Here is a 24175-nt window from a genome sequence, read left to right on the forward strand (position 1 = left end):
AGGTGACGGGCCGCTGCGTCCGGTCACTTCGCGACGAACGAGAGCCGGCGGTTGGCGAACTCGCCGATGCCGACGGGGCCCATCTCGCGGCCGAAACCGGAGCGCTTGACGCCGCCGAAGGGCAGCTCGGCGGCTTCGGCGGCGATGGTGTTGACGTGCGTCATGCCGACCTCGAGGCGCGAAGCGACCCGGGCGGCCCGGGCCTCGTCGGTCGAGAAGACGGAGCCGCCGAGGCCGAGGTCGCAGTCGTTCGCGAGCTCCAGCGCCTCCTCGTCGGAGGACACGCGGTAGACGGTCGCGACCGGGCCGAAGATCTCCTCGCGGTACGACGCCGAGTCCCGCGGCACGCCTGTCAGCACGGCGGGCGAGTAGTACGCGCCCGGGCCGTCGGAGAGCACGCCGCCGGCGACGAGGGTGGCGCCCGCGGCGACGGCCCGCTGCACCTGGGCGTGGACGGTCTCGGCCGCGGCACGCGAGGACATCGGCGCGAACCGCCCCTCGCCGAGGTCGAGCTGGTCGCCGGGCTCGAGGCCGTCGGCGAGCTTCACCAACTCGGCGACGAACTCGTCGTAGATGTCGTCCATGACGATGAGGCGCTTGTTCGAGTTGCAGACCTGGCCGACGTTGTAGACGCGGAAGTCCCACGCCGCCTTGGCGACCGCGGCGACGTCATCGGAATCGAGCACGACCATCGGGTCGATGCCGCCGAGTTCGAGCACGCACTTCTTCAGGTGCCGTCCGGCCTGTTCGCCGATGATCGCGCCGGCGCGCTCCGAACCCGTGAGCGAGACGCCCTGCACGCGGGGGTCGGCGATCATCGTCGCGATCTGGTCGTGCGAGGCGAAGACGTTCTGGTAGCCGCCCACCGGCACGCCGGCCTCGAGCATGATCTCCTCGATCGTGAGCGCCGAGCGCGCGCAGATGTCGGCGTGCTTCAGGATGATCGTGTTGCCGAGCACGAGGTTCGGCGCCGCGAAGCGGGCGACCTGGTAGTACGGGAAGTTCCACGGCATGACGCCGAGCAGGGCCCCGATGGGCAGCTGCTCGATGATCGCCTTGCCGGGGATCGTCGACGGGATCTCGTGGTCGGTGATGAGGCTCGGGCCGTGCACCGCGTAGTACTCGATGATCGAGCGGGCGAACTCCACCTCGTCGAGCGACTCGGCGATCGTCTTGCCCATCTCGACGGCGATCAGGCGTGCGAGCTCGTCGCGGCGCTCGTCGAAGAGCTCGGCGACGCGCTTGACGACGGCCGCGCGCTCCTGCACGCTGCGCTCGCGCCATTCACGGTATGCGGCATCGGCCGCGGCGAGCTTCTGCTCGATCTCGGCGTCGGTCGCGACGTCGAACGTCTCGACGATCTCGCCCGTCGCGGGGTTCTGCACCCGGTACTTCGCCATGCTGTTCCTCCTTTGCCGCGCCAGCGCGCGATGAACACCTCGTTGCCGCGCTACCGCGCGATGAACACCTTTCGGAGCGGTTCCCGCACCGTCCAGATCGTCCGCATGCCGGCCTCGAGCCGCACGACGGCACCCGGGGCGAGCTCGATCGACTCGGCCGGGCCGCCGGTCGACGGCACGTGCTCGAACTCCACCGTCGCAGACCCCGCGAGCACGACGAACACCTCGTCGACCTCGATGTCGCTCATGGCGCCGACCGACATCTCCCAGACGCCGATCTCGCCCGCGCGCCCGCCGTCGGCAGGTTCGTCGAGCGACCGGTACGCCGTCGTCGGAGCGCCGGCCACGACCTGCTCGGCCGGAACGGGTTCGTGCGCGAGCGCGAGGCCCGCGGCATCCGTCACCGCCCCAGCGGTGAGCCGTGCGAACGCGCCAGCCGCCGATGACGCGCTCACGAGTCGAACCCGAGGCCGAGGGCGTCGAGGGTCTTCAGCAGCATGTTGCGTCGTCCTCCGTCGTGGTCGGCGCGGTCGAGCGACCAGCGCGTGGCGTTGATGCCGAGGGATGCCGCGGGCTCCGGGGGGAACGGCAGCGGGCGTGTCCTCACCATCTTCAGGCCGGTGCGCTCGGTCTCGCGACCCGCGAGCAGGTCGAGCATCGTCTCGGCCATGAATCGCGTCGACGCGACGCCGAGCCCGGTGAAGCCCGACGCGTAGGCGACGCGGCCGTCGCGCGCGACGCCCGTGAACGCCGTGAACTGCGTCGACGTGTCGATCGCGCCCGCCCACTTGTGCGTGAACCGGAGCCCCTCGAGCTGCGGGTAGGTCGTGAAGAAGTGGCTCGCGAGCTTCTCGAAGCTCTCCGGGCGGTCCTCGTACGCGTCCCGGATGCGGCCGCCGAAGTGGTAGATCGCGTCGTAGCCGCCGTAGAGGATGCGGCCGTCGCGCGTCATGCGCGAGTAGTGGAACTGGTTGGCCATGTCGCCGACGCCCTGGCGGTTCGCCCAGCCGATCGACGCGCGCTGCTCGTCGAAGAGCGGCTCGGTCATGAGCACGTAGTCGTAGACGGGCACGGTCATCAGCCGGTTGCGCTTCAGCAGCGACGGGAAGACGTTGGTCGCGAGCACCGCACGGGTCGCGTCGACGCGGCCGTGCCCGGTGACGAGCTGCACCGCCCCGGTCGAGCCGGGGGTGTCGAGGCGCGTCACGGGCGAGTCCTCGAAGATCTCGACGCCCGCCTCCTCCGCGACGCGCGCGAGCTCGGCCGCGAGCTTCGCCGGGTGCAGGATGGCGCTCGTGCGCGTGTTCCAGATGGCGCCGAGGTACGTGGGGGAGTCGACCTCGTCGCGCACCTGGTGCTCGTCGAGCAGCTTCACGGTGTCGTCGCCGCGGGACGCGGCATCCGCCGCCGCCTCGTGCAGCCACTCGACCTGGTGCGGCTCGACCGCGACGTCGAGGGCGCCGTTGCGCTCGAACTCGAAGTCCATGCCGAACTCGGCCTCGGACGCCTCGATCGCGTCGAGGTTCGCCAGGCCCAGCCGGTCGAGCTGGTCCATCTCGTCGGGCCAGCGGGAGAGGCCGTTCTCGCGGCCGTGCGTCAGGCTGGCCTCGCAGAAGCCGCCGTTGCGGCCGGACGCCGCCCAGCCGATGCGCCTGGCCTCGAGGAGCACGACGTGCAGGTCGGGGTTCGCGCGCTTGGCGAGCACGGCCGTCCACAGGCCGGTGTAGCCGCCGCCGACGACGGCGAGGTCGGCGACGCGCGTTCCCGTGAGGCGAGGTCGGGGGCGCTTCGCCTCCTCGGCGAGGTCGTCGATCCAGAACACGCGGTGCTGCGTGTCGGCGAGGCTGCGGTCGATGACGGATGCCGCGGGGCGGCGGCGTTCGAAGACGGTCGTTCCCATGGGTGGGATCACTCCAAGTCGGTCTGGTGCCTCCATCCTGCCTCATGTTGCACAACTGGACAATAGCCGAGTGTCGGGATGGGGTGCGCCGGCCGGACAACCTGGCCGGACGGGTCCGTCGCCGTGGTCCTGCGGATCGCGGGTCCTCCTGCGAACCCGACCTACGGGCGCGGGGCGTGGGCCTCGAGGAACTGGTAGACCTCGGTCTGGTCGACGCCCGGGAAGGTGCCGGTCGGCAGCGCTGCGAGCAGCGAGGTCGGCGTGCGCGCGGCCGGCCACGAGGCATCCGCCCACCTGCCCGCGAGCTCGTCGGGCGCGCGCCGGCAGCACGACTCGTCCGGGCACCGCGACACCGAGCGGCGCGGGGTCTCGCGGCCGCGGAACCACTTCACGTGCTCGAAGGGCACGCCGACCGAGACCGAGTACTCGCCCTCCTTGGCCTTCTCGATGCGCGACGTGCACCAGAACGTGCCCGTCGACGTATCGGTGTACTGCGAGTACGGCGTGAAGCGGTCCTCGGCGTCGAACACCGTGCGCGCCGTCCACTGGCGGCACACCGTCGTGCCCTCGACCGCGCCGAGCGCGTCGGAGGGGAAGCGCACCGAGTCGTTCTCGTACGCCTTGATGATGGTGCCCGACTCGTGCACCTTCATGAAGTGCACCGGGATGTCCAGGCGCGCCGTCGCGAGGTTCGTGAAGCGGTGCGCGGCGGTCTCGTACGAGACGGCGAAGTGATCGCGGAGCTCCTCCATGGAGATGCGGCGCAGGTTCTTCGCCTCGGTGAGATACCGCACGGCGGCCTGCTCGGGCAGCAGGATGGCGGCCGTGAGGTAGTTCGTCTCGATGCGCTGCCGCAGGAAGTCGCCGTAGTTGCCGGGCTCCTCGTGGCCGAGCAGGTGCGAGGCGAGCGCCTGCAGGATCGGGGAGCGCGAGTCGCGCGAGGGCGACTGCTGGGTCGGGAGGTAGATCCGGCCGTTGCGCTTGTCGGTCACCGAGCGCGTCGAGTGGGGCAGGTCGCCCACGTAGTGCAGCGAGTAGCCGAGATGCGACGCCATGTCGGCGACGAGCTGGTGGGAGACCGGGCCTCCGGTGTGGCCGACGGCTTCGAGGAGCTCCGCCGCCTTCGCCTCGAGCTCGGGGTAGAAGTTGTCGCGAGCGCGCATCTCGGCGCGCAGCTGCGCGTTGGCCCGCCGCGCCTCCTCGGGCGTCGCGGCGCGCTCGCGGTGCAGCCGGTCGATCTCGTTGTGCAGCGACAGGATCGTCTGCAGCGTCTGGTCGCTCATGGTCTTCGCCACGCGGAACGGGTCGAGCCCCAGCGCCGCGAACACCGGCCCGCGCTGCGCGCGTTCGACCGCGATCTCGAGCGCGGCGCGCTCGGAGGGGGCGTCCGGTCGAAGCAGCTCGTCGGCCGTGGTGCCGAGCGCGAGGGCGATGGTGCGGAGCATCGACAGCCGCGGTTCGCGCTTGCCGTTCTCGATCGCGGAGACCTGGCTCGGCGCCCGGTCGATCGCCTCGGCGAGCCGGCCCAGCGTCATGCCCGCGGCGAGACGACGATCGCGGATGCGGCGGCCGAGGGTGAGCGCGTCGACCTCGTCGGGCGCCGGCTCGAGCGGAGCGCCGCCGACGGCGACCGCACCGTTCGCCGCGGCGACGCCGATCGCGCCGGTCGCTCGGGCGGACGCGGCGCGGGGTGCGGCGGGCGGGGCCGTGGTGCGGGCGGGATCGACGGTGACCATGCCCCATGCTCACATGAGCAGGCTGATGCCGCAAACGGAAGGATCCCGGAAGTTCTCGCTTTCGCGCGGCCGGTGAGCGATTTCCGGCGCGAGACGCGATCAGAAGTGGTGAAGAATTCCCGATCTGCACAGACGCGCCACGTGCCGCCGCACCTTGGCTAGCCTCGGTCCATGGATCTCGTGGACGTCTGGCCGATCTTCGGACTCACCCTCCGCACGCCGCGGCTCGAACTTCGCCTCGTGCGCGACGGCGACCTTCCCGGCCTGGCCGAGGCGGCGATCCGCGGCATCCACGACCCGGCCGTCATGCCGTTCGCCCACCCGTGGTCGGACCAGTCGCCGGACGTGCTCCGTCGCGAGCTCGCGCGATACGTCTGGCGCGAGCGCGTCGGCACCGCCCCGGAGGGCTGGACCCTCCTCTTCGCGGTGATCGAGGACGGCGTGCCCATCGGGATCCAGGACGTGCGCGCATCGCGGTTCGCCGCGCTCCGGACCGTGTCGACCGGCTCGTGGCTGACGGCGTCGCGACAGGGCGTCGGCCTCGGCATCGAGATGCGGGCCGCCGTGCTCGCGTTCTGCTTCGATCATCTCGGCGCCGAGGTGGCCGAGTCGGGCGCGATCGACTGGAACGAGCCGTCCCTCGGCGTCTCGCGCCACCTCGGGTACGTCGAGAACGGCGAGAAGCGGGTCGTCACGCGCGAGCATCTCGTGGAGCGCGAGGTGCTGCTCCGCCTCGAACGCGAGCGGTTCCGCCGCCCCGAATGGGAGCTCGAGGTCGACGGCTTCGCGGACGCGGTGCGGGAGCAGCTCGGGCTCTGACCGGGCGCCGGGCGCACTCCGGCTCAGGTGGTCAGCGCGGGCTTCAGCTCGTTCGCGAAGAAGTCGAAGAAGCCGTCCGGGTCGGGCCCGAGGTTCATGATCGCGAGCTGGTCGTAGCCGGCCTGCTCGTAGGCGCGGACCGCGTCGACGTGGGCCGCGACGTCCGGCCCGCACGGCACCTGCTCGCGCACGTCGTCGACGCGCACGAACTCCGAGGCGGCCTCGAAGTTCGCCGGGTTCGGCAGTTCGCTCATGACCTTCCAGCCGAGGAGCGACCAGCGCGAGAGCTCGTGCGCGGCCGTCGCCGCGTCGTCGGCGTCGGGCGCCCACGAGACGCCCACCTCGCCGTAGCGCCGGCCGGATCCTCCGGCCGACCGGTAGGCCTCGATGAGGGATGCCTCGGGCTCGGTGCCGAACATCGCATCGCCGAGCTCGGCGGCCAGCCGCGCGGCATCCGGACCTCCGGCGGCGACGGCGATCGGCGGGAGGTCGTCGGGCAGGTCGAAGACGCGGGCGTCCTCGAGCGACAGGTACCGGCCGTCGTAGGAGTGGTAGCCGCCCGACCAGAGCAGGCGGATGATCTCGATCGCCTCGCGCAGCATCGCGTGCCGCTCGCCGACCGCGGGGAAGCCCGCACCGACGACGTGCTCGTTGAGCCGCTCGCCTGCGCCGAGTCCCAGCGTGAACCGGCCGTCGCTCAGCAGCGCGAGGGTCGCGGCCGCCTGGGCGATGATGGCGGGGTGGTACCGCACCGTCGGGCAGGTGACGCCCGTCGCGAGGCCGATGCGGTCGGTGGATGCGGCGATCGCGCCGAGCACCGACCAGGCGAACGGCGAGTGCCCCTGCGCGTCCAGCCACGGGTGGAAGTGGTCGCTGATCTCGACGAAGTCGAACCCGGCCTCCTCGGCCAGGCGCGCCTGCCTGACGAGTTCCCTCGGCTCGAAGCCTTCGGCCGCGAGCTTGTAGCCGTACTGGATCGTCATGCCGTTCCCCCTCCTGACCGGCACCCTGCGGCGGGCGGCGGCCCCCTGCCGCCGATCCCGACGCGGTCGGGCCGGCGCGCCCTGCGCCAGGTGACGTCCCGGCGCCCACGTGTCCGAGCGACGCTAATCCGCTGGTCGCGCGATCGACACCGGTTGCATCCGGGGTCGCCGCCGTGTAGCGCACGCGACCGGTGGCACCGGGGCGACCTCCGCACGCCGGCGCCCACATGCGCGGTTATACGCCTCGCTCCGAGGCGTGGCAAGTCCCTTCTTCGGGGCCGCACCGGCTCCTAGCGTTGCCGTGCATCACCGCCGACGAGGCTGGTGCCGACGCACCCGTCTCGCGATCCATCGAAAAGGGGGAGACATGGTGAACACCGCAGGCACGGGCTCGCCCGACCTGAAGCAGGAGGGCGGCGCCGCCGCCCATCGCGTCGCGGACACCGCGAAGCAGGAGGCCCGCTCGGTCGGGCACGAAGTGAAGGACCAGACGCGACGACTGGCCGACCGGGTCGGCGAGGAGGTCCGGTCGCAGGCGTCCACCCAGCAGCATCGCGCCGCGGGCGGCATCCGCGACGTCGGCGAGCAGTTCTCCCGCATGGCCGACTCCGCCGAGTCGGGCGGCGTGGCCCGCGACGTGGTCGGGACCGTCGGCGACCGCGCGGAGCGCGCCGCCGCCTGGCTCGACCAGCGCGAGCCCGGCGACCTCCTCGACGAGGTGAAGCGGTTCGCCCGGCGGCGCCCCGGCGTCTTCCTGGCGATCGCCGCAGGCGCCGGCGTCGTGGTCGGACGGCTGACCCGTTCGCTCGCCTCCGACGCGCAGGACGGTTCGAACGCCGACCCGGGCCGCACGAGCGGCACGGAGGCGGCCTACGGGACCGACCGCACCGACCGCCTCCGCACGACCGGCGACTCCGTCGCCGCGACGGGCCCGGCGGGCACCGGCGCCCACGTCGCCGGCGCGACGCCGAACGAGCCGACCAGCGTGACCGACACGCGTTCGGCGCCCAGCCCCCTGCCGTCCGAGCGGATGGGCGGGGGCGGGACGGGAGGCCTGCGATGAGCGGCATCGGCTCCGGTACCGGACGCGGCGCGCACGTCGCAGGTGCGACCGGCGGCGCCCCGACGGGCACCGACCATCCCACGCCCTCCGAGGAGCAGGCGGCGAACACGTCGCTCGGCGACCTCGTCTCGCAGGTCACGCGCGACATGTCGACGCTCGTCCGGCAGGAGGTCGAGCTGGCGAAGGCCGAGCTCACCGAGTCCGGCAAGCGGGTCGGCAAGGGCTCCGGGCTCTACGGCGGAGCGGCGGTGGCGGGCTATCTCGCCATCCTGTTCCTGTCGATCGCCGCGTGGTGGGGCCTCGGCTTGCTGATCGGCCTGGCCTGGTCGGCCGTCGTGGTCGCCGTGATCTGGGCGATCGTCGCAGCCGCGCTGTTCTTCGCCGGCAAGGGCGAGTTCGACCGCGTGAAGGGCATGCCCCGCACGGTCGACACCATCAAGGAGATTCCAGAAACGCTGAAGAGGAATGAGGTGAACCGATGACGAGCGATCCCGATCTCATCCGTTCGAACATCGAGCGCACCCGGTCGGAGCTCGGCCAGGACGTCGACGCGCTCGCCGACAAGGTGAACCCGAGCAAGGCGATGCACCGCCAGACCGGCAAGGTGAAGAACGCGCTCCGCCGCGCGACGGATCGGGTCATGGGCAGCGCCCACGACGCGACCGAGTCGGCGGGCGACGCGATGCACTCCGCCGGCGAGGCCGTCGCCGACGCCCCGCACCGGGCGGCTCGGGCGACGCGGGGCAACCCCATCGCCGCCGGGCTGATCGTGTTCGGCGGGGCCTGGCTCCTGTCGTCCCTCATCCCGGCCTCGGATGCCGAGCGCGACGCGGCCCGGCGGGCGAAGGACGCCGCCGAACCGCTCGTGCACGACGCCCTGGACGAGGCCAAGCAGATCGCCAGGGAGTCGGCCGATCACCTCGAGCCCGAGGTGCGCGACGCGGCCGAATCGGTCAAGGACCGGGCCACCGAGGCTGCCGAGCACGTCGGCCGGGAGGGCCGTGAGGCGGGTGCGGATGTCGTCGACGCCGCCGGGCACGGCGACCGGTCGAGCGAGCCCGCCCCGGCCGGATACGGAACCACCACGCCGGTCTCGACGAACCCCCAGTCGACGACCCCGCCGACGACCCTGCCGCCGACGCAGGCGCCGCCGGCGACGCCGCGCGTTCCCTGACGAGCGCACGCGGCACCGCGAACGGCCCGGCACCTCGGAATCCGAGGCGCCGGGCCGTTCGGCATGTCCGGCGACGTCGCGGCGACGGCCACGGCGCCGGCGCGGCGAACGCGACTCAGGCGGCGCGCATCGCTCCCGCGTCGTCGGCCGCGTACACGCGCTCGCCCTCGACGAACGTCTGCTCGACCCGCGTCGCGCCGATCTCGGATGCCGGCCCGGCGAACGGGTCGCGGTCGAGCACGACGAGGTCGGCGTACTTGCCGACCCGGATGGTGCCCGTGACGTCGTCGAGGTGGTTCACCCAGGCCGAACCGGCCGTGTAGGCCGTGAGCGAGGTCGCGAGGTCGATCGCCTGCTCGGGCAGGAACGCGTCGTAGTCGCCCTCCGCGTACGCGGGCGCGGACTTCCGGTTGACCGCGGTGTGGATGGCGGCGAGCGGGTCGGGCGTCGAGACCGACCAGTCGCTGCCCGCTGCGAGCACCGCTCCAGATCGGAGCAGGTCGCCGAACGGGTACTGCCAGGCGCTTCGCGGGTCGCCGAGGAAGGGCAGCGTGAGCTCGACCATCTGCGGTTCGAGTGCCGCCCAGAGCGACTGCATGTTCGCCGCGACGCCGAGCTCGCGGAACCGCGGGATGTCCTCCGGGTGCACGACCTGGATGTGCGCGATGTGGTGGCGGTGGTCGTTCCGCCCGTTCGCGGCGATCGTGTGCTCGACCGCGTCGAGGCACTCGCGCACGGCGCGATCGCCGATCGCGTGGAAGTGGAGCTGGAATCCGAGGCGGTCGAGTTCGGCGGCCGCCGGGTTCAGCACGGCCGGGTCGACGAACGAGATCCCCGAGTTGTCGGTGAAGTGCCCGTGGCCGTCGCAGTACGGCTCGAGCATCGAGGCCGTGAAGTTCTCGGCGACGCCGTCCTGCATGATCTTGATGCTGGTCGAGGCGAAGCGACCGGCCCGGTACGCGTCGCGCTTCGCGACGAGGTCGGGGATCTGCTCGATGCCGCGCGTGCGGTCCCACCAGATCGCGCCGACGACGCGGCCGGTGAGCTTCCCGGCGTTCGCGGCGGCAACGTAGGCGGGGCCGGGGTCACCCGCGTCGCCGTAGGTGCCGACGATCGCGTCCTGCCAGGCTGTCACGCCGTACGAGTGCAGGTACCGCTGGCCGAGCAGCACGGCCTCGGTGAGCGTCTCGAGGCTCGTCTCGGGGAGCAGCCGGTTCACGAGCGACATCGCGCCCTCGTGCAGGGTGCCGGTGGGGCTGCCGGCGGCATCGCGCTCGATCCGGCCGTCCGCGGGGTCGGGGGTGCCGCGGTCGATGCCCGCGAGCCGCAGCGCGGCCGAGTTGACCCAGGCGCCGTGGCCATCGCGGTTCGGCAGGAACGCCGGGCGGTCGGGCACGACGCGGTCGAGCGCGGCGGCGGTCGGCGTGCCGCCCGGGAACGCCGACATCGACCATCCACCGCCCAGCACCCACTCGTCGTCGGGGTGGGCGGCCGAGTACTCGGCGATGCGGGCGAGGTACTCGTCCTGCGTCGACAGCTCGGCGAGGTCGCAGCGCATGAGGTCGAGGCCGCCCCACACCGGGTGCACGTGGGCGTCCTGGAAGCCGGGCACGAGCAGCCGGCCGCGCAGGTCGACGACCTCGGTCGAGGCGCCGACCAGGTCGCGGACGTCGTCGTCCGATCCCACCGCGACGATGCGACCGCCGCGCACGGCGACCGCGCTCGCACGCGAGCGGACCGTGTCGGCGGTGAAGACGGGACCGCCGGTGAAGACGAGGTCGGCGTGGGTCATGTGATCAGGTCCTTTCGTGGGAGGAAGCGGATGCCGCGCGGCCGCGGCGTTCGGGTCGGACCGCGGCCGCGCGGAGCTTCAGCCGCCCGACATCGTGCGGGCGATCTGCGTCGCCGAGTCGCCGGCGCGCTTCAGCACGACCGCGACGAGGGCGAGCGCCGCGAGCGTGAGCAGCAGCATCACGGTGGAGACCGCCGCGATCTCGGGGCGGAGGCCGCCGCGCAGCGCGCTCAGCACGTACACGGGCCACGGCGTCGAGCCGGACACCTGCACGAACGCCGCGACCACCGTGTTGTCGAGGCTCAGGGTGAACGACAGCAGCAGGCCGGCGAGCACCGCGGGCATCGCGAGCGGCAGCGTCACGCGACGGAAGGTCGTGAACGGCCTCGCGTAGAGGTCGGCCGAGGCCTCCTCCAACTGCGCGTCGAGCCCGACGAGCCGGGCCCGCACGATGTAGGTCACGACCGCGGTCGAGAACAGCGAGTGGCCGACGACGAGTCGCACGGTGCCGTCGTTGAAGATCGACAGCCCGGCGTCCTGGCCGAGGAACACGAGCCACGGCAGCAGCGCCACCGCGTCGACGATCTCGGGCGTCACCGAGACGAGCAGCAGGAGTCCGACGAACCACAGCGCCCACTTGCCGGGCTTGCGCGCGAGCGCGATGCCGGCGAGCGTGCCGAGGAGCGTGGCCAGCAGCGCGGCGATCGCTCCGGTCCGCAGCGACACCGCGACCGCGTCCCGCACCGCGGGCTTCTCCCAGAGCGCCCGGTAGGGCTCGAACCCGAACTCGTTCCACGCGATGAGCAGGCGCCCGTTGTTGAACGAGTACACGAGGATCACGATGATCGGCGCGAACAGGAACAGGAAGACGAGCACGCTCCACACCGTCAGGCCGATGTCGACCGGCGACCGCCGGGCGCGGCGCGCGACCGGTGCGTCGGGAGTGCCGGGCGCGGATGCCCCGGCGGCGCCGAACGCGGCATCCGTCGTCGTCGTCTCGGGTGCGGTGGTGGTCATGCCGAGGCCTCCAGGACGACGCGGTTGCGGGCGCGGAACGGCATCGACACGAGCCACAGCAGGAGCCCGATCGCGGCCGCCGAGATCACGATCACCAGGATGAGCAGCACGGCCATGGCCGAGCCGAGGGCCCAGTTCTGCGCGGCCTGGAACTGGCTCGCGACGAGCTGGCCGACCATGTTGCCCTGCGCGCCGCCGAGCACGGTCGCCGTGATGTAGTCGCCCATGAGCGGGATGTAGACGAGCAGCAGGCCGACGATGATGCCGGGACGCGCGAGCGGGAAGGTCACACGCAGGAAGGTCGAGACGCGGTTCGCGCCGAGGTCCTTCGACGCCTCGCGGAGCGCAGGCCCGACCCGGTCGAACGCGACGAACAGCGGCAGGATCATGAGCGGCAGGTAGTTGTAGACCACGCCGATGAGCACCGCGGTGCGGGTGTACAGGATCTCGAGCGGGCCCTCGGTGATGCCGACGGTCTGGAGGAGCTGCGACATCCAGCCCTCGGGAGCGAGGATGATCTGCCAGCCGATGGTGCGCACGAGGAAGTTGGTCCAGTACGGCACCATCACGAGTGCGATGAGGAGCCCGCGGCGGTTCGCGGGCGCCTTCACGGCCATCCAGTACGCGACCGGCAGCCCGATCGCGAGGCAGAGCAGGGTGCCCGCGATGCCGACCCAGAGCGTGTTCAGGAACACGTCGAAGAACGTCGGCGTCAGCGCCTCGGCGTACCGGTCGAACGACAGCACGTCGGTCGCGTGCGTGCCGAAGATGCCCGGCTTGTAGCCGAAGCTGAAGTACAGCACCGCGCCGACCGGTACGACGAAGAAGGTGACGAGCCACGCCCACGCGGGGATCGCGAGGGCGAAGCTCGGCAGGCGGAGACTACGCACCGGCGGCGGCCTTCGCCTTGTTCCAGATGTCGACGGTGCGCTGCTGCGCGTCGTTCACCTCGCCGTCCTGCATGGTCGCGATCTGCTCCGGGGTGAAGAAGACGAGGTCGAGCATCTCGAGGCCGGCCTCGCTCGCGGCCTCCTCGATGCCCGCGGCACCCGTGTGGTAGCCGATGTAGTCGACCTGGAGGAGCTGGTTCTCGGGCACCATCGTCCAGTCGATGAACGCGTGCGCGGCCTCGGGGTGCGGCGCGCCGACCGGGATCGCCCAGTTGTCCATCCAGAGCTCGGTCGCGGGGGAGCCGAGCACCCACTGCCACCGGTCGGGGTCCGGCGACTCCATGATGCCGATGCGGGCGTCGCCGTTCCACGACTGCATGAGCACCTGCGTGGCCTGCGGGATCGCCTGGCCGCCGGGGTAGGAGTCGAACGCTGCGATGTGCGGGGCGAGCGTGTTGACGATGAAGTCCTCGCACGCGTCGATCTGGGCTTCGTCGGTCGTGTTCCAGTCGATGCCGTTCGCCCAGTAGTAGAGGCCCGTGACCTCGGCCGGGTCGTCGAGGACGCTCGTCTTGCCGCTCGCCTCGTTCTGCGCGGCGTCGAGGAAGTCGTTCCAGTCCTTCAGCTCGCGCGTGATGACCGTCTTGTCGTAGACGAAGCCCGTCGTTCCCCACGCCTTGCAGATCGAGTACTCGTTCTCGGGGTCCCAGCTGCGGCCGAGGAAGGCCGGGTCCATGTGCTCGAGGTTCGGCAGCAGGTCCTTGTTGAGCTTCTGGATGATGCCGTTCTCGATCATCTGCGGGATGAACGCGCCCGTCGGCACGATGATGTCGTAGCCGGACGTGCCCTTCGCTGCCACGAGCTTGGAAATGAGCTCCTCGTTCGAGCCGTAGGAATCGAAGGTGACCTTCGGGCCGAAGTCGGCGGTGAAGGACTCGACGACCTCGGGTGAGTCGTAGTCGCCCCAGGTGTAGATGCTGAGCGAGCCCTCGAGCTCGCCGCCCGTGGCGACGGGCGCCGCCGAGGTGCTGCCGCCGGGCGACGAGCAGGCGGCGAGGAATGCGGTGCCGCCCATGGCGGCCGCGAAGCTGAGGAACCGGCGGCGGTCGATCGCGCGCTGGAGGATCGGCACCTGCTCGGCGCTCGCGAGGATCCGGATGGGGGTGGACTTCTCGGCCATGTCGCTCCTTGGGGGTCGGGTGTGGTTGCCGGTTCGGGGTTGGTGCCGGTTCGGTGGTGCGTCGGTGGGGTTCGGGCCGGGTCAGTGCGTGGGCGGCGCGACGTAGCCGCCGGCCGCGGCCGCGTCGTCGGAGGGGAAGACCTGCACGCTCGCGTCGCTCCACGTGCACGCGACGGCCGAGCCGACCGCGAGGTCGGGGGCCTCGGGCGTGGGTCGGCGGGCGATGAGGCTCTGGTCGTCGCCGAGGCGCACGAGGTACTGCATGGTCTCGCCGAGGTGCGAGACGCCGAGCAGGGTGCCCTGCACGCGGTTCGCGCCGGTCGCCGGGGCGCCGGCCGCGGCATCCGCCTCGATGCGCACGAACTCGGGGCGCACCGCGGCCTGGACCGAGGCGCCGTCGGCGATCGGGGCGAGGCGGTCCGAGCGGATGCCGCGGATGACGCCGTGCACGGAGTCGACGGCGGTGCCGCCCTCCGTCGCGGTCCCGCGGAAGAAGTTCTGCTGCCCGACGAACGCGGCCACGTACGCCGAGGTCGGGCGGGCGTAGATCGTGTCGGCGTCGGCGAGCTGCTCGATGCGGCCGTCGCGCATGATCGCGATGCGGTCGCTCATCGAGAGCGCCTCGCCCTGGTCGTGCGTCACGAACACGAACGTGATGCCGAGCCGGGACTGCAGCAGCTTCAGCTCGAGCTGCATCTCCTCACGGAGCTGCCGGTCGAGCGCGCCGAGGGGCTCGTCGAGGAGCAGCACCGACGGGCGGTTGACGAGGGCGCGGGCGAGCGCGACGCGCTGCTGCTGGCCGCCGGAGAGCTGGGTCGGCTTGCGGTCGGCGAAGCGGCGCATCTGCACGAGGTCGAGCGCCTCGGAGACGCGCTGGCGGACCTCGGCCTTCGGCGTGCGGCGCTGCTGCAGGCCGTAGGCGACGTTCTCGGCGACGGTCATGTGCGGGAAGAGCGCGTACGCCTGGAAGACCGTGTTCACGTCGCGGCGGTACGGCGGCGCGCCCAGGACGGATCGTCCGGAGATGCGGATGTCGCCGGCGTCGGGCTGCTCGAAGCCGGCGATCATGCGCAGCGTCGTGGTCTTGCCGCACCCCGACGGGCCGAGGAGCGAGATGAACTCGCCCGGCTGGATCGTGAGCGACAGGCCGTCGACCGCGATCGCGTCGCCGTAGCGCTTCGTGACCCGCTGGAGCTCGACGGATCCGGTCGCGGCATCCTGCTCGTCGGTGGGGGAGACGGTCCTCGCCTCGGTCGCTGTCGTCACCTGTGGGCACCTCCGGTTCACTGACGCCGCGTCGCGTCCGGCCATTCAAACCCCTGTTGCACGCGTGTGCAATGGAGTGGTCGAGAACCGGACGATCCATCGCCCGCGGGCCGCGGGCCCGACAGATCGTCCGGCGCATCGTCACGCGGGTGAAACAGCCGGCGGCGGTTCGTCATACGGGCGAAACGCGAGCCGCGGCATCCGCCCCGAAGGACGGGGACGGATGCCGCGGGCGGAGGCTGCGCGATGGCGCGGGCGCATGCCGCGCGAGGGCGTCAGCGCGAGGCGAGCCGGCGGGCGCGACCCTCGATCCGGCCCGCGAGGAGGACGCCGCCGAGGATCAGCAGGAACGTGCCCGCGGGAACGCCGCCGCCGACCTGCGAGAGGAAGAGCAGTGGCACCTGCAGGAACGGGATCGGCAGGGCGAGCCACAGCGACACGCGCTTCGCGCGGACCAGCGACACGCACAGTGCGATCGCACCCACGAGCCACATCGCGTTCGCGAGCATCGCGACCGCAGGGAAGAACTCCAGGTCGATGCCGTTCACGGCGCTCGTGATGGTGCCGACGGTCAGCAGCACGGTGCCGGTCGCCGCCGTGACCGCGCCCCAGCTCGAGCGGGCGTACCGGGCCAAACCGACGAACAGCACCGCGAACGCCCAGAGGCTGATCGTGAACATCGCGAGGATCACACGGGTGCGCGGGTCGATCGCCGGGTCCTCGTCCTGCGGGAAGAGGAACTGGAGCACGCCGATCACGATCGAGAGGCCGCCGGCGGTGACGGCGGCGAGTCCCGCGAGGCGGGCGTTCACGCGGCCGATCAGCCGGCCGGTCCGCGGATACGCACGCATCGCCGACGGGCGCGACTCGCGGGTCGGATTCGATCCGGCCGCGAACTCGGCGGCGCGGGCCCGGGCGTCGAGCACGGGGTCGGAAGTGGGATTCATGGTGGGCCTTTCGGTCGATTCGGTCGGTGACGTTCCGACGCTACGAACGGCCGACGGGGCCGGGCATCGGCCGGTCGTCGACCGGTGCCGCGACGCGCGTCGGGTCCACGACGCGCCCCGGGTCGGCCCCGACCCGCGACCTCGGACGGTCGGAATGCCGACCTTCGTCGCTGTCGCCGGCGGGGATCCCGCCCGTAGCATCGACGCGTGCCGACCGAACAGACCTCCGCCGCGGGCTCGGGCGCGCCCTCGCGAGCCGCCGATGCAGGCGGCGGCGCCGCCCACCGGCGCCCGGTCCCACTCGGCCGGCTGACCGCCGCAGCACGCGGATGGCGTCGCTGGACCACGCCGCTCGACCTCGCGATCGCGGGCGGCATCGCGATGTGGGCGTCGCTCGAGGCGCTGCTCGTGCCCTCCTCCAACCCGCTCGCCCAGCTCGGCTTCGCGCTCGCCGTCTCGGCGCCGCTCGTCGTCCGCCGCCGCTTCCCGGCGACCGTGATGCTCGTGGTCGCGGGCGCGCTCGTCGCCCACGCCGCGCTCGCCGGAGCGGACGCCACGTTCAACCCCTTCCCGAGCCTGCTCGTCGCGGCCTACACCGTCGCCGAGCGCGTCGCAGCCTGGTGGCTCGCGGCCCTCCTCGGACTCGTGCCCGTCGCCGCGATGCTCGCCGCCCACGCGCTCGGCTACTTCGGCTCGCCGGGGATCGAGACGGCGGGCACGGTCTTCCTCGTGTTCTTCGTCGGCGCGACCTGGGCGGCCGGACGGATCGTGCGTCACCGTGCGATCACGCTCCAGCACACGCGGGAAAGTTCCGACCGGCTCGCGGCCGACGCCGTGGCCTCCGAGCGCGCCCGCATCTCCCGCGAGCTGCACGACGTCGTCGCGCACGCGCTCTCGATCGTCTCGCTGCAGGCGGGCGCGGCCGAGCAGTTCCTCGACCGCGACCTCGAGCGGGCGCGACACCACCTCCAGCTCACGCGCCGCACGGCGCAGGAGGCGCTCTCCGAGATGCGGCACCTGCTCGACGTGCTCCACGAGGACGGGGCGGCCTACGCGCCGCAGCCCGGACTCTCAGCGCTCGCGGCGCTCGTGGCCGAGACCGAGGCAGCCGGGCACCCCTGCGGACTCGACGTCGACGAGGCGGCGATCGACCTGCCGGACGGCCTCGCGCTCGCCATCCACCGGATCGTGCAGGAGTCGCTGACGAACGTGCGGAAGCATGCGCCCGGTGCGCCGGTCGAGGTGCGGGTGCGCCGCGGCGACCGCGCCGCGGAGGTCGAGGTCCTGAACGGGCCCTCGGCCCGCGATTCGGTCACGCCGAGCGGGATCCGGTCGGCGGGCGCCGAACGCGGAAGCGGCCGCGGGCTGCCCGGCATGGGCGAGCGCGTCCGCGTGTACGGCGGAACGCTGACCGCCGGGCCGACCGAGGCGGGCGGATGGCGCGTGCGCGCCGTGCTCCCGGTGGGGGATGCCGCGTGAGTCCCGACAGCGGTTCGACGCCGCGGGTGCTCGTCGCCGACGACCATGCGCTCGTGCGCTCCGGCATCGTGGGCCTCCTGGAGGCCGCCGACCTCGAGGTCGTCGGCGAGGCGGGCGACGGGCTCGAGGCGCTCGAGGCCGCACGCCGCCTCCGTCCGGATGTGGTGCTCATGGACATCCGGATGCCGGGCCTCGACGGCATCGAGGCGACGGCGCGGCTCGCGGCCGGCCCCGACGGGCCGCGCGTGCTCGTCCTCACGACCTTCGACCTCGACGAGTACGTCTACCGCGCGCTTCGCGCCGGCGCCGCCGGGTTCCTGCTGAAGGACGCGCCGCCCGAGCGCCTCGTGGACGCGGTGCGCACGGTCGCGCGGGGCGAGGCACTGCTCGCGCCCGCACTCACGCGCCGGCTCATCGAGCGATACCTCGCGACGCCGCAGCCCGGAGCTGCAGAGGAGACCGCGCACGACCTCACGCCGCGCGAGCGCGAGGTGTGGCTGCTCATCGCGCGCGGCATGTCGAACCAGGAGGTCGGCGAGCGGCTGTTCCTCAGCGAGGCGACCGTGAAGGCGCACGTGACGCGACTGCTCGCCAAGCTCGGCGTGCGCGACCGCGTGCAGGCGGTCGTCGCGGCCTACGAGTCCGGGCTCGTGCGACCCGGTGGGGCCGCGTCGGGCTGATCGTCCGCGCTCAGGTCCACAGCCGCGCTCCGGTCCGCAGCCGCCTCGAGCGGGACGTCCGGTTCCCCCGCATCGGGGGCGGCTGATCGCGCCGCCTCCAGGTTCGTCAGTACGCGCAGGCCGGCGAACGTGAGGCCGAAGCCGACGCCGAGCCCGACGGCGGCGAGAAGCAGCCAGCGGGGTTCGTCGCGGAACGCCCCGACCGCGCCGACCACCACGAGCGCTGCACCGAGCACCGGGCCGCCGACGAACAGCGCGACGCCGAGCACGCCGAGCCGCGAGCGCCGGCGCCGGAGGCGGCGCTCCTCGCGCGTGGCCCCGTCCTCGTGCATCACGTCCTCATTCTGCCCCCGCCCGCCCCGCGGCTCCCGCTCGCCCCGCGGTATCCGCTCGCCCCGCGGTTCTTCCGCGACGCGGAAGAACCGGGGAAGTTCACCCCCCGATTCGTCGCTCGACCCCCTCGCGGGGCGCGCAGCATGGTTCCACAGACCCCCGGCCGGCACCGCAGGAGGCGCCGGACGGACACCACGAGACATCCGCACGCTGCACCGAAGGAGCACCACGATGAGCACCCAGAACCGCCCCGGCGACCAGACGCAGACCGCCGCCGAGCTCCAGCTCGAGTGGGACGCCGACCCCCGCTGGGAGGGCGTCACGCGCGACTACACCGCCGAGGACGTCATCGCCCTCCGCGGCCCGGTCCGCGAGGAGCGCACGCTCGCCCGCCGCGGCGCCGAGAAGCTGTGGGAGAACATCCAGAAGAACACCGGCACCGCCTTCGAGCGCATGGAGGACCCGGAGTGGTCGGCCGCGCTCGGCGCCCTGACCGGCAACCAGGCCGTGCAGCAGGTGCGTGCGGGCCTCAAGGCCATCTACCTCTCTGGCTGGCAGGTCGCGGCCGACGCGAACCTGTCAGGCCAGACCTACCCCGACCAGTCGCTCTACCCCGCCAACTCGGTCCCGGCCGTCGTCCGGCGCATCAACAACGCGCTGCTGCGCGCCGGCCAGGTCGAGCAGGGCACCGACGACCGCGACTGGATGGCACCGATCGTCGCCGACGCCGAGGCCGGCTTCGGCGGACCGCTCAACGCCTACGAGCTCATGCACCAGATGATCGAGGCCGGCGCGGCCGGCGTGCACTGGGAGGACCAGCTCGCCAGCGAGAAGAAGTGCGGCCACATGGGCGGCAAGGTCCTGGTCCCGACGTCGCAGCACATCCGCACGATCAACGCGGCCCGCATGGCGGCGGACGTCGCCGGCGTGCCGTCGATCATCATCGCCCGCACCGACGCGCTCGCCGCGACCCTGCTCACGAGCGACCACGACGAGCGCGACCGGCCGTTCGTCACGGGCGAGCGCACCGCCGAGGGCTTCTACCACGTGCAGAACGGCATCGAGCCGGTCATCGCCCGCGGCCTCGCCTACGCCGAGTACGCCGACCTGCTCTGGGTCGAGTCGGCCGAGCCCGACCTCGACCTGGCCCGCCGGTTCGCCGAGGCCGTGCACGCGAAGTTCCCCGGCAAGCGCCTCTCGTACAACTGCTCGCCGTCGTTCAACTGGAAGCGCCACCTCGACGACGACCAGATCGCGAAGTTCCAGCGCGAGCTCGCCGCCATGGGCTACGCGTTCCAGTTCATCACCCTGGCGGGCTTCCACTCCCTGAACCACGGCATGTTCACGCTCGCCAAGGACTACAACGAGCGCCACATGTCCGCGTACGTCGAGCTGCAGGAGGCCGAATTCGCCTCCGAGGCCGACGGCTACACCGCCACGCGCCACCAGCGCGAGGTCGGCACCGGCTACTTCGACCAGATCGCCACGGCGCTGAACCCGAACAGCGCGACCCTCGCCCTCGTCGGATCGACCGAGGAAGAGCAGTTCCAGCACTGATCCGCGGACTGCCGCCGGCGGCGTGCGGATCGCAGCGAAGGAGACCACAATCATGAACACCATCACGATCGAGCGAACGGATGTCGCGGCATCCGCTCGCACGGAGACGACCATGACCGAGCCGAAGCCGGCGACCGGCAGCTTCCAGGCGGTGCAGCCGCACCTCGAGGTCACCGCACCGCTCGGCGAGCGCTACGACGAGATCCTCACGCCCGAGGCGCTCGCGTTCGTCGCCAAGCTGCACGAGCGCTTCGCCCACACCCGGCACGAGCTGCTCGCCGTCCGCCTGCAGACCCGGGTCGACGCGGCGAACGGCCGAGACCCGAAGTTCCTGCCCGAGACCGAGTGGATCCGGAACGACCGGACCTGGCGCGTCGCGGGCGCCGGCCCGGGCCTCGAGGACCGCCGCGTCGAGATCACCGGCCCGACCGACCGGAAGATGGCGATCAACGCGCTGAACTCCGGCGCGAAGGTGTGGCTCGCCGACCACGAGGACGCGACGAGCCCGACCTGGGCGAACGTCGTCGAGGGCCAGCTGTCGCTGTTCGACTTCCTGCGCGGCGAGCTCGAGTACACGAGCCCCGAGGGCAAGGAGTACCGCGTCACCGCGACCGAGACGCCGACCATCGTCTTCCGGCCGCGCGGCTGGCACCTCGTGGAGAAGCACTTGAAGTTCCACGACCGCGCCGGGCGCGCCATGCACGCCTCCGGTTCGCTCGTCGACTTCGGGCTCTACTTCTTCCACAACGCTCGGAAGCTGATCGAGCAGGGCCGCGGCCCGTACTTCTACCTGCCGAAGCTCGAGTCGCACCGCGAGGCGAAGCTCTGGAACGACATCTTCACCTTCGCCGAGGAGGAGATCGGCATCCCGCACGGCACCATCCGCGCGACGGTGCTCATCGAGACGATCCAGGCCGCGTTCCAGATGGAGGAGATCCTCTACGAGCTGCGCGACCACTGCGCCGGCCTCAACGCCGGCCGCTGGGACTACATCTTCTCGATCGTGAAGACGTTCCGCTCGCGCGGTCGCCGCTGGGTCATGCCCGACCGCAAGTCGATCACGATGACGGTGCCGTTCATGCGGGCGTACACCGAGCTGCTGGTCTCGACGTGCCACCAGCGCGGCGCGCACGCCATCGGCGGCATGAGCGCCTTCATCCCGAACCGCCGCGATCCCGAGGTCACCGAGCGTGCGCTCGCCGCGGTGTCGTCCGACAAGCGCCGCGAGGCGGGCGACGGGTTCGACGGCACGTGGGTCGCGCACCCCGACCTGATCCCGACGGCCCGCGCCGAGTTCGACGCGGTGCTCGGCGACCGGCCGAACCAGGTCGACCGCCTCCGTGAGGATGTGCAGGTCACCGCGGCGCAGCTGCTCGACATCCCGTCGATCGGCGGCGAGGTGACCGAGGCCGGCGTCTACGACAACATCTCGATCTGCATCCGGTACATCGAGTCGTGGCTCCGCGGGACCGGCGCCGCGGCGATCGACAACCTGATGGAGGACGCCGCGACCGCGGAGATCTCGCGCTCGCAGGTGTGGCAGTGGCTGCACGACAACACGGTCACCGCCGAGGGCACGCGCATCGACCAGACGTCGATCGTGCGGATCATGGCGGCCGCCGTGGCCGACCTGCCCCGCTTCGAGGGCGACCGGTTCGACGACGCCATCTCGGTGTTCCGGTCCGTCGCGCTCGAGCCCGAGTTCCCGACGTTCCTCACCGTCGGGGCCTACGCCCGGTTCCTGTAGGCCGGTCGGCGCGGAAGCGCACCAGGAGCGGATGCCGCGGGACGGGAAGCCCGCGGCATCCGCTCATCTGTGGGTGCTTTTCTCAGGACGGATGTCGCGTTCCGCACGCTTCTCAGGAGGAAACGCCGCGGAAGGCGGCGACACGCCGAAAGCTCCTGAGAAAGGGAGCCCCCGTCAGCGGAGGGGGACGGGGACGTCGACGCCGCCCTCCGGCGTGAGGCGGGGGTTCATCTTCAAGAGGGTCGGCGCGGGGACGAAGCCGCCGGCGAAGAGCGCCTCGCCCTGGCGGAACCACGGGGAGCGGGCGATGAGGCCGGTCGGGGCGTAGCCGAAGTACGTGGCGAGGCCCTCGAGGTCGATCGGCGAACTCATCTTCATCAGGGCGAGGTTGTCGCACTGCGAGATGATCCCCGGATGCACCTTCGAGGGCCGCTGCGTGGAGAGCAGCAGCCACAGCCCGAACTTGCGGCCCTCCGCCGCGATCTGCACGAGTCGTTCGCGCACGGCGACCGCCACCGGGGAGTCGAGCTGCGGCGAGCACAGGTTGTGCGCCTCGTCGATCACGAGCAGCACCGGTCGTCGCTCCTCCCTGCGTGCCCAGAGTTCGTCGAGGACCGAGAGCGCGACCACGAGCTGCTGTTCGGGCGTCGAGAAGCCGCCGAGGTCGAGCACCGTGGCATCCGGCCGCTCGTCGATGACGTCGGTCGCCGCGCCGGCGCCGCCGGCCCAGACCTCCCACTCCATGAGGCCGAGGTTCTCGATGCGCAGGGCGAGGTCGCGGTGCACCGGATCGGACGACGAGCGCAGCGTCGGGAGGATCGCGTCGAGATCGGTCGTGTCGAGCGTGTCGCGCAGGTGCACGAGGGCGTTGTACTCCGCACGGTCGACGACCGGGTCGAGCTGCAGGACCGCGGCCTTCGACGCCATCGGCATGTCCACGAACCGGGCGCGCAGCGGTTCGGCTCCCTCGATGTTCGGCCTGAGCACACGGATGTCGCGGTCGCGCAACGCGTCGGCGGTCGGACCGGTCGCGCCGGGGTTCAGCTCGCCGAGCCGTACGAAGTCGGAGTTCGGGTCGAACACCACGACCGGCAGTGCGGTGTGCGCGATGACCTGCTCGAGCACGACACCGAGCGCGTAGGTCTTGCCCGACCCGCTCTGGCCGCACCAGAACGTGTGCCGGTTGAACCGGTGGGGAAGCAGCCGGGCCGGCCCGCCGGGCGGCGTGAGGTCGGTGCCGACCTCGAGCGCGGCGCCCGTCGCCGCGTGCAGCAGGTCGACCGACGCCGGGTCGACCGCGGCGACCGACGCCGACGCGAACGCGACGCTCGTTCGCGTGTCGAGCAGGCCCTCGGCGATCACGCCGAGCAACCGACCGCGCAGGTGGCCGTGCTCCTCGTCGTGCTGCTCGACGAGGCCGAGCTGGCGGCGCTCGCCGTCGTCGACCACGACGAGTGCCCCGACGACGAAGCCCTCGACAGGCCCGGAGATGCGGAAGGACCGCCCGTCGTCGGATCGGACGGTCGGTCGGTCGGCGGTGGTGTCCATGCCTGCGATCCTGCCATCCGGATCGTCCGGTACGCCGCACGCGCAGGGTATCCGTCGTCTCGAGGGGCGGCCACCCCGTTGCCGCCCGCGCGGTCGCCGACGTACCGTCGGGCCGACGGGAAGGGGCGTTCATGTGGTTCGACACCTGGAGCGATCTCGCGCGGGTGATCCTCGTCGGGGCGGCGGCCTACGTCACGCTCGTCGTGGTGATCCGGCTCGCCGGCAAGCGCACCCTCAGCCAGCTCAACGCGTTCGATCTCATCGTGACCGTCGCCATCGGATCGACGCTCGCGACGATCCTGCTGAGTTCCGACGTCTCGTTCGCCGAGGGAGCGCTGGCGCTCGTCCTGCTCTGCGCGCTGCAGTTCGCGGTGGCCTTCACCACGTCGCGTCGCTCGCAGGTGCGCGGCGTCGTCACGGCCGAGCCCACGGTGCTGCTGCGCGACGGCGTCGTCGACCACGCCGCGCTCCGGCGGATGCGGCTCGCGGAGTCGGAGCTGCTGCAGGCCGTCCGGAGCAGCGGCCAGGGCGACCTCGCCGAGGTCGCCGCGGTCGTGCTCGAGACGAATGGACGCTTCAGCGTCATCCCGCGGTCCCGGCTCGGCCAGGGCACCGCACTCGCGGGCCTCGCTCCACCGCGGACGCCGCCGCAGGGGTAACGTCG

General features: G+C 72.1%; 22 protein-coding genes. 9 read left to right on the plus strand and 13 right to left on the minus strand.

Features of this window, described 5'->3' with window-relative positions; all coding sequences use genetic code 11:
* Positions 1-23 precede the first annotated feature (23 nt).
* From ACQ393_RS00525 to ACQ393_RS00540, 4 genes are all read right to left on the minus strand, one after another.
* Positions 24-1400: an NAD-dependent succinate-semialdehyde dehydrogenase gene (locus ACQ393_RS00525; RefSeq protein WP_430644860.1), complete on the minus strand. Its 1377-nt coding sequence runs from the start codon at positions 1398-1400 to the stop codon at positions 24-26.
* Between the two features lie 50 nt (positions 1401-1450).
* Positions 1451-1855, minus strand: a complete 405-nt coding sequence (locus ACQ393_RS00530) for a cupin domain-containing protein (protein WP_430644861.1) — start codon at positions 1853-1855, stop codon at positions 1451-1453.
* Positions 1852-3300, minus strand: a complete 1449-nt coding sequence (locus ACQ393_RS00535; protein ID WP_430644862.1) for an NAD(P)/FAD-dependent oxidoreductase — start codon at positions 3298-3300, stop codon at positions 1852-1854. The genes ACQ393_RS00530 and ACQ393_RS00535 overlap by 4 nt, the downstream gene beginning before the upstream one ends.
* Positions 3301-3461: 161 nt before the next feature.
* The gene (locus tag ACQ393_RS00540) at positions 3462-5036 is read right to left on the minus strand and encodes a helix-turn-helix domain-containing protein (protein ID WP_430644863.1); all 1575 of its coding nucleotides are present in this window, start codon (positions 5034-5036) and stop codon (positions 3462-3464) included.
* A gap of 171 nt (positions 5037-5207) precedes the next feature.
* Between ACQ393_RS00540 and ACQ393_RS00545 the strand changes: the two genes are divergently transcribed.
* Positions 5208-5855: a GNAT family N-acetyltransferase gene (locus ACQ393_RS00545; RefSeq protein ID WP_430644864.1), complete on the plus strand. Its 648-nt coding sequence runs from the start codon at positions 5208-5210 to the stop codon at positions 5853-5855.
* Between the two features lie 23 nt (positions 5856-5878).
* Here ACQ393_RS00545 and ACQ393_RS00550 read toward each other — a convergent pair whose 3' ends face one another.
* Complete coding sequence (locus ACQ393_RS00550) at positions 5879-6838, minus strand: TIGR03557 family F420-dependent LLM class oxidoreductase (RefSeq protein ID WP_430644865.1); 960 nt, start codon at positions 6836-6838, stop codon at positions 5879-5881.
* Between the two features lie 367 nt (positions 6839-7205).
* On the opposite strand from ACQ393_RS00550, the gene ACQ393_RS00555 reads away from it, so the two are divergent.
* From ACQ393_RS00555 to ACQ393_RS00565, 3 genes are read left to right on the plus strand one after another with little or no spacing between them, the layout of a single operon-like run.
* Complete coding sequence (locus tag ACQ393_RS00555) at positions 7206-7901, plus strand: hypothetical protein (RefSeq protein WP_430644866.1); 696 nt, start codon at positions 7206-7208, stop codon at positions 7899-7901.
* Complete coding sequence (locus tag ACQ393_RS00560) at positions 7898-8383, plus strand: phage holin family protein (protein WP_430644867.1); 486 nt, start codon at positions 7898-7900, stop codon at positions 8381-8383. The genes ACQ393_RS00555 and ACQ393_RS00560 overlap by 4 nt, the downstream gene beginning before the upstream one ends.
* Positions 8380-9075: a DUF3618 domain-containing protein gene (locus tag ACQ393_RS00565; protein WP_430644868.1), complete on the plus strand. Its 696-nt coding sequence runs from the start codon at positions 8380-8382 to the stop codon at positions 9073-9075. Before ACQ393_RS00560 ends, ACQ393_RS00565 begins: the two co-directional genes overlap by 4 nt.
* A 115-nt stretch (positions 9076-9190) precedes the next feature.
* On the opposite strand, the gene ACQ393_RS00570 is transcribed toward ACQ393_RS00565, so the two are convergent.
* The 6 genes from ACQ393_RS00570 to ACQ393_RS00595 all read right to left on the minus strand — a co-directional run bounded on the left by ACQ393_RS00570 (position 9191) and on the right by ACQ393_RS00595 (position 16167).
* Positions 9191-10867: an amidohydrolase gene (locus ACQ393_RS00570; RefSeq protein ID WP_430644869.1), complete on the minus strand. Its 1677-nt coding sequence runs from the start codon at positions 10865-10867 to the stop codon at positions 9191-9193.
* A 78-nt stretch (positions 10868-10945) separates the two neighbouring features.
* Positions 10946-11884 carry an ABC transporter permease gene (locus ACQ393_RS00575; RefSeq protein WP_430644870.1) on the minus strand — a complete coding sequence of 313 codons (939 nt, stop codon included), beginning with the start codon at positions 11882-11884 and terminating at the stop codon, positions 10946-10948.
* Positions 11881-12774: an ABC transporter permease gene (locus tag ACQ393_RS00580; protein WP_430644871.1), complete on the minus strand. Its 894-nt coding sequence runs from the start codon at positions 12772-12774 to the stop codon at positions 11881-11883. The genes ACQ393_RS00575 and ACQ393_RS00580 overlap by 4 nt, the downstream gene beginning before the upstream one ends.
* On the minus strand, positions 12767-13954 hold the full coding sequence (locus ACQ393_RS00585; RefSeq protein WP_430644872.1) for a polyamine ABC transporter substrate-binding protein: 1188 nt from the start codon (positions 13952-13954) through the stop codon (positions 12767-12769). The genes ACQ393_RS00580 and ACQ393_RS00585 overlap by 8 nt, the downstream gene beginning before the upstream one ends.
* 81 nt (positions 13955-14035) lie before the next feature.
* The gene (locus ACQ393_RS00590) at positions 14036-15220 is read right to left on the minus strand and encodes an ABC transporter ATP-binding protein (RefSeq protein ID WP_430644873.1); all 1185 of its coding nucleotides are present in this window, start codon (positions 15218-15220) and stop codon (positions 14036-14038) included.
* A 275-nt stretch (positions 15221-15495) separates the two neighbouring features.
* Positions 15496-16167, minus strand: a complete 672-nt coding sequence (locus tag ACQ393_RS00595) for a hypothetical protein (RefSeq protein WP_430644874.1) — start codon at positions 16165-16167, stop codon at positions 15496-15498.
* Positions 16168-16374: 207 nt separating this feature from the next.
* Between ACQ393_RS00595 and ACQ393_RS00600 the strand changes: the two genes are divergently transcribed.
* On the plus strand, positions 16375-17646 hold the full coding sequence (locus tag ACQ393_RS00600) for a sensor histidine kinase (protein ID WP_430644875.1): 1272 nt from the start codon (positions 16375-16377) through the stop codon (positions 17644-17646).
* Positions 17643-18326: a response regulator gene (locus tag ACQ393_RS00605; protein WP_430644876.1), complete on the plus strand. Its 684-nt coding sequence runs from the start codon at positions 17643-17645 to the stop codon at positions 18324-18326. The genes ACQ393_RS00600 and ACQ393_RS00605 overlap by 4 nt, the downstream gene beginning before the upstream one ends.
* On the opposite strand, the gene ACQ393_RS00610 is transcribed toward ACQ393_RS00605, so the two are convergent.
* Positions 18281-18661: a hypothetical protein gene (locus ACQ393_RS00610; protein ID WP_430644877.1), complete on the minus strand. Its 381-nt coding sequence runs from the start codon at positions 18659-18661 to the stop codon at positions 18281-18283. The two genes, ACQ393_RS00605 and ACQ393_RS00610, sit on opposite strands and share 46 nt — an antisense overlap.
* 229 nt (positions 18662-18890) lie before the next feature.
* Here ACQ393_RS00610 and aceA point away from each other — a divergent pair, with 229 nt between their 5' ends.
* Together aceA and aceB are read left to right on the plus strand one after the other, a co-directional pair.
* Positions 18891-20216, plus strand: coding sequence for an isocitrate lyase (gene aceA / locus ACQ393_RS00615; RefSeq protein WP_430644878.1), 1326 nt, complete (start codon positions 18891-18893; stop codon positions 20214-20216).
* 112 nt (positions 20217-20328) lie between these two features.
* Positions 20329-21963 (plus strand): malate synthase A, encoded by a 1635-nt coding sequence (gene aceB, locus ACQ393_RS00620; protein ID WP_430645326.1) that lies wholly within the window; start codon positions 20329-20331, stop codon positions 21961-21963.
* A gap of 174 nt (positions 21964-22137) precedes the next feature.
* Here aceB and ACQ393_RS00625 read toward each other — a convergent pair whose 3' ends face one another.
* Positions 22138-23511 (minus strand): ATP-binding protein, encoded by a 1374-nt coding sequence (locus tag ACQ393_RS00625; RefSeq protein WP_430644879.1) that lies wholly within the window; start codon positions 23509-23511, stop codon positions 22138-22140.
* Between the two features lie 131 nt (positions 23512-23642).
* Here ACQ393_RS00625 and ACQ393_RS00630 point away from each other — a divergent pair, with 131 nt between their 5' ends.
* Positions 23643-24170, plus strand: coding sequence for a DUF421 domain-containing protein (locus ACQ393_RS00630; protein ID WP_430644880.1), 528 nt, complete (start codon positions 23643-23645; stop codon positions 24168-24170).
* Positions 24171-24175 lie beyond the last annotated feature (5 nt).

The sequence above is a fragment of the Agromyces sp. GXS1127 genome (assembly GCF_050565425.1).
GTDB lineage: Bacteria > Actinomycetota > Actinomycetes > Actinomycetales > Microbacteriaceae > Agromyces.

What these genes read in the sequence shown, in the direction of transcription:
- ACQ393_RS00525 (WP_430644860.1), bottom strand. Translation starts at nt 1,400, where the DNA reads ATGGCGAAGTACCGGGTGCAGAACCCCGCGACGGGCGAGATCGTCGAG.
- ACQ393_RS00595 (WP_430644874.1), bottom strand. Translation starts at nt 16,167, where the DNA reads ATGAATCCCACTTCCGACCCCGTGCTCGACGCCCGGGCCCGCGCCGCC.
- ACQ393_RS00570 (WP_430644869.1), bottom strand. Translation starts at nt 10,867, where the DNA reads ATGACCCACGCCGACCTCGTCTTCACCGGCGGTCCCGTCTTCACCGCC.
- ACQ393_RS00630 (WP_430644880.1), top strand. Translation starts at nt 23,643, where the DNA reads ATGTGGTTCGACACCTGGAGCGATCTCGCGCGGGTGATCCTCGTCGGG.
- ACQ393_RS00585 (WP_430644872.1), bottom strand. Translation starts at nt 13,954, where the DNA reads ATGGCCGAGAAGTCCACCCCCATCCGGATCCTCGCGAGCGCCGAGCAG.
- ACQ393_RS00555 (WP_430644866.1), top strand. Translation starts at nt 7,206, where the DNA reads ATGGTGAACACCGCAGGCACGGGCTCGCCCGACCTGAAGCAGGAGGGC.
- ACQ393_RS00625 (WP_430644879.1), bottom strand. Translation starts at nt 23,511, where the DNA reads ATGGACACCACCGCCGACCGACCGACCGTCCGATCCGACGACGGGCGG.
- aceB (WP_430645326.1), top strand. Translation starts at nt 20,329, where the DNA reads ATGACCGAGCCGAAGCCGGCGACCGGCAGCTTCCAGGCGGTGCAGCCG.
- aceA (WP_430644878.1), top strand. Translation starts at nt 18,891, where the DNA reads ATGAGCACCCAGAACCGCCCCGGCGACCAGACGCAGACCGCCGCCGAG.
- ACQ393_RS00560 (WP_430644867.1), top strand. Translation starts at nt 7,898, where the DNA reads ATGAGCGGCATCGGCTCCGGTACCGGACGCGGCGCGCACGTCGCAGGT.
- ACQ393_RS00575 (WP_430644870.1), bottom strand. Translation starts at nt 11,884, where the DNA reads ATGACCACCACCGCACCCGAGACGACGACGACGGATGCCGCGTTCGGC.
- ACQ393_RS00540 (WP_430644863.1), bottom strand. Translation starts at nt 5,036, where the DNA reads ATGGTCACCGTCGATCCCGCCCGCACCACGGCCCCGCCCGCCGCACCC.
- ACQ393_RS00565 (WP_430644868.1), top strand. Translation starts at nt 8,380, where the DNA reads ATGACGAGCGATCCCGATCTCATCCGTTCGAACATCGAGCGCACCCGG.
- ACQ393_RS00545 (WP_430644864.1), top strand. Translation starts at nt 5,208, where the DNA reads ATGGATCTCGTGGACGTCTGGCCGATCTTCGGACTCACCCTCCGCACG.
- ACQ393_RS00550 (WP_430644865.1), bottom strand. Translation starts at nt 6,838, where the DNA reads ATGACGATCCAGTACGGCTACAAGCTCGCGGCCGAAGGCTTCGAGCCG.
- ACQ393_RS00535 (WP_430644862.1), bottom strand. Translation starts at nt 3,300, where the DNA reads ATGGGAACGACCGTCTTCGAACGCCGCCGCCCCGCGGCATCCGTCATC.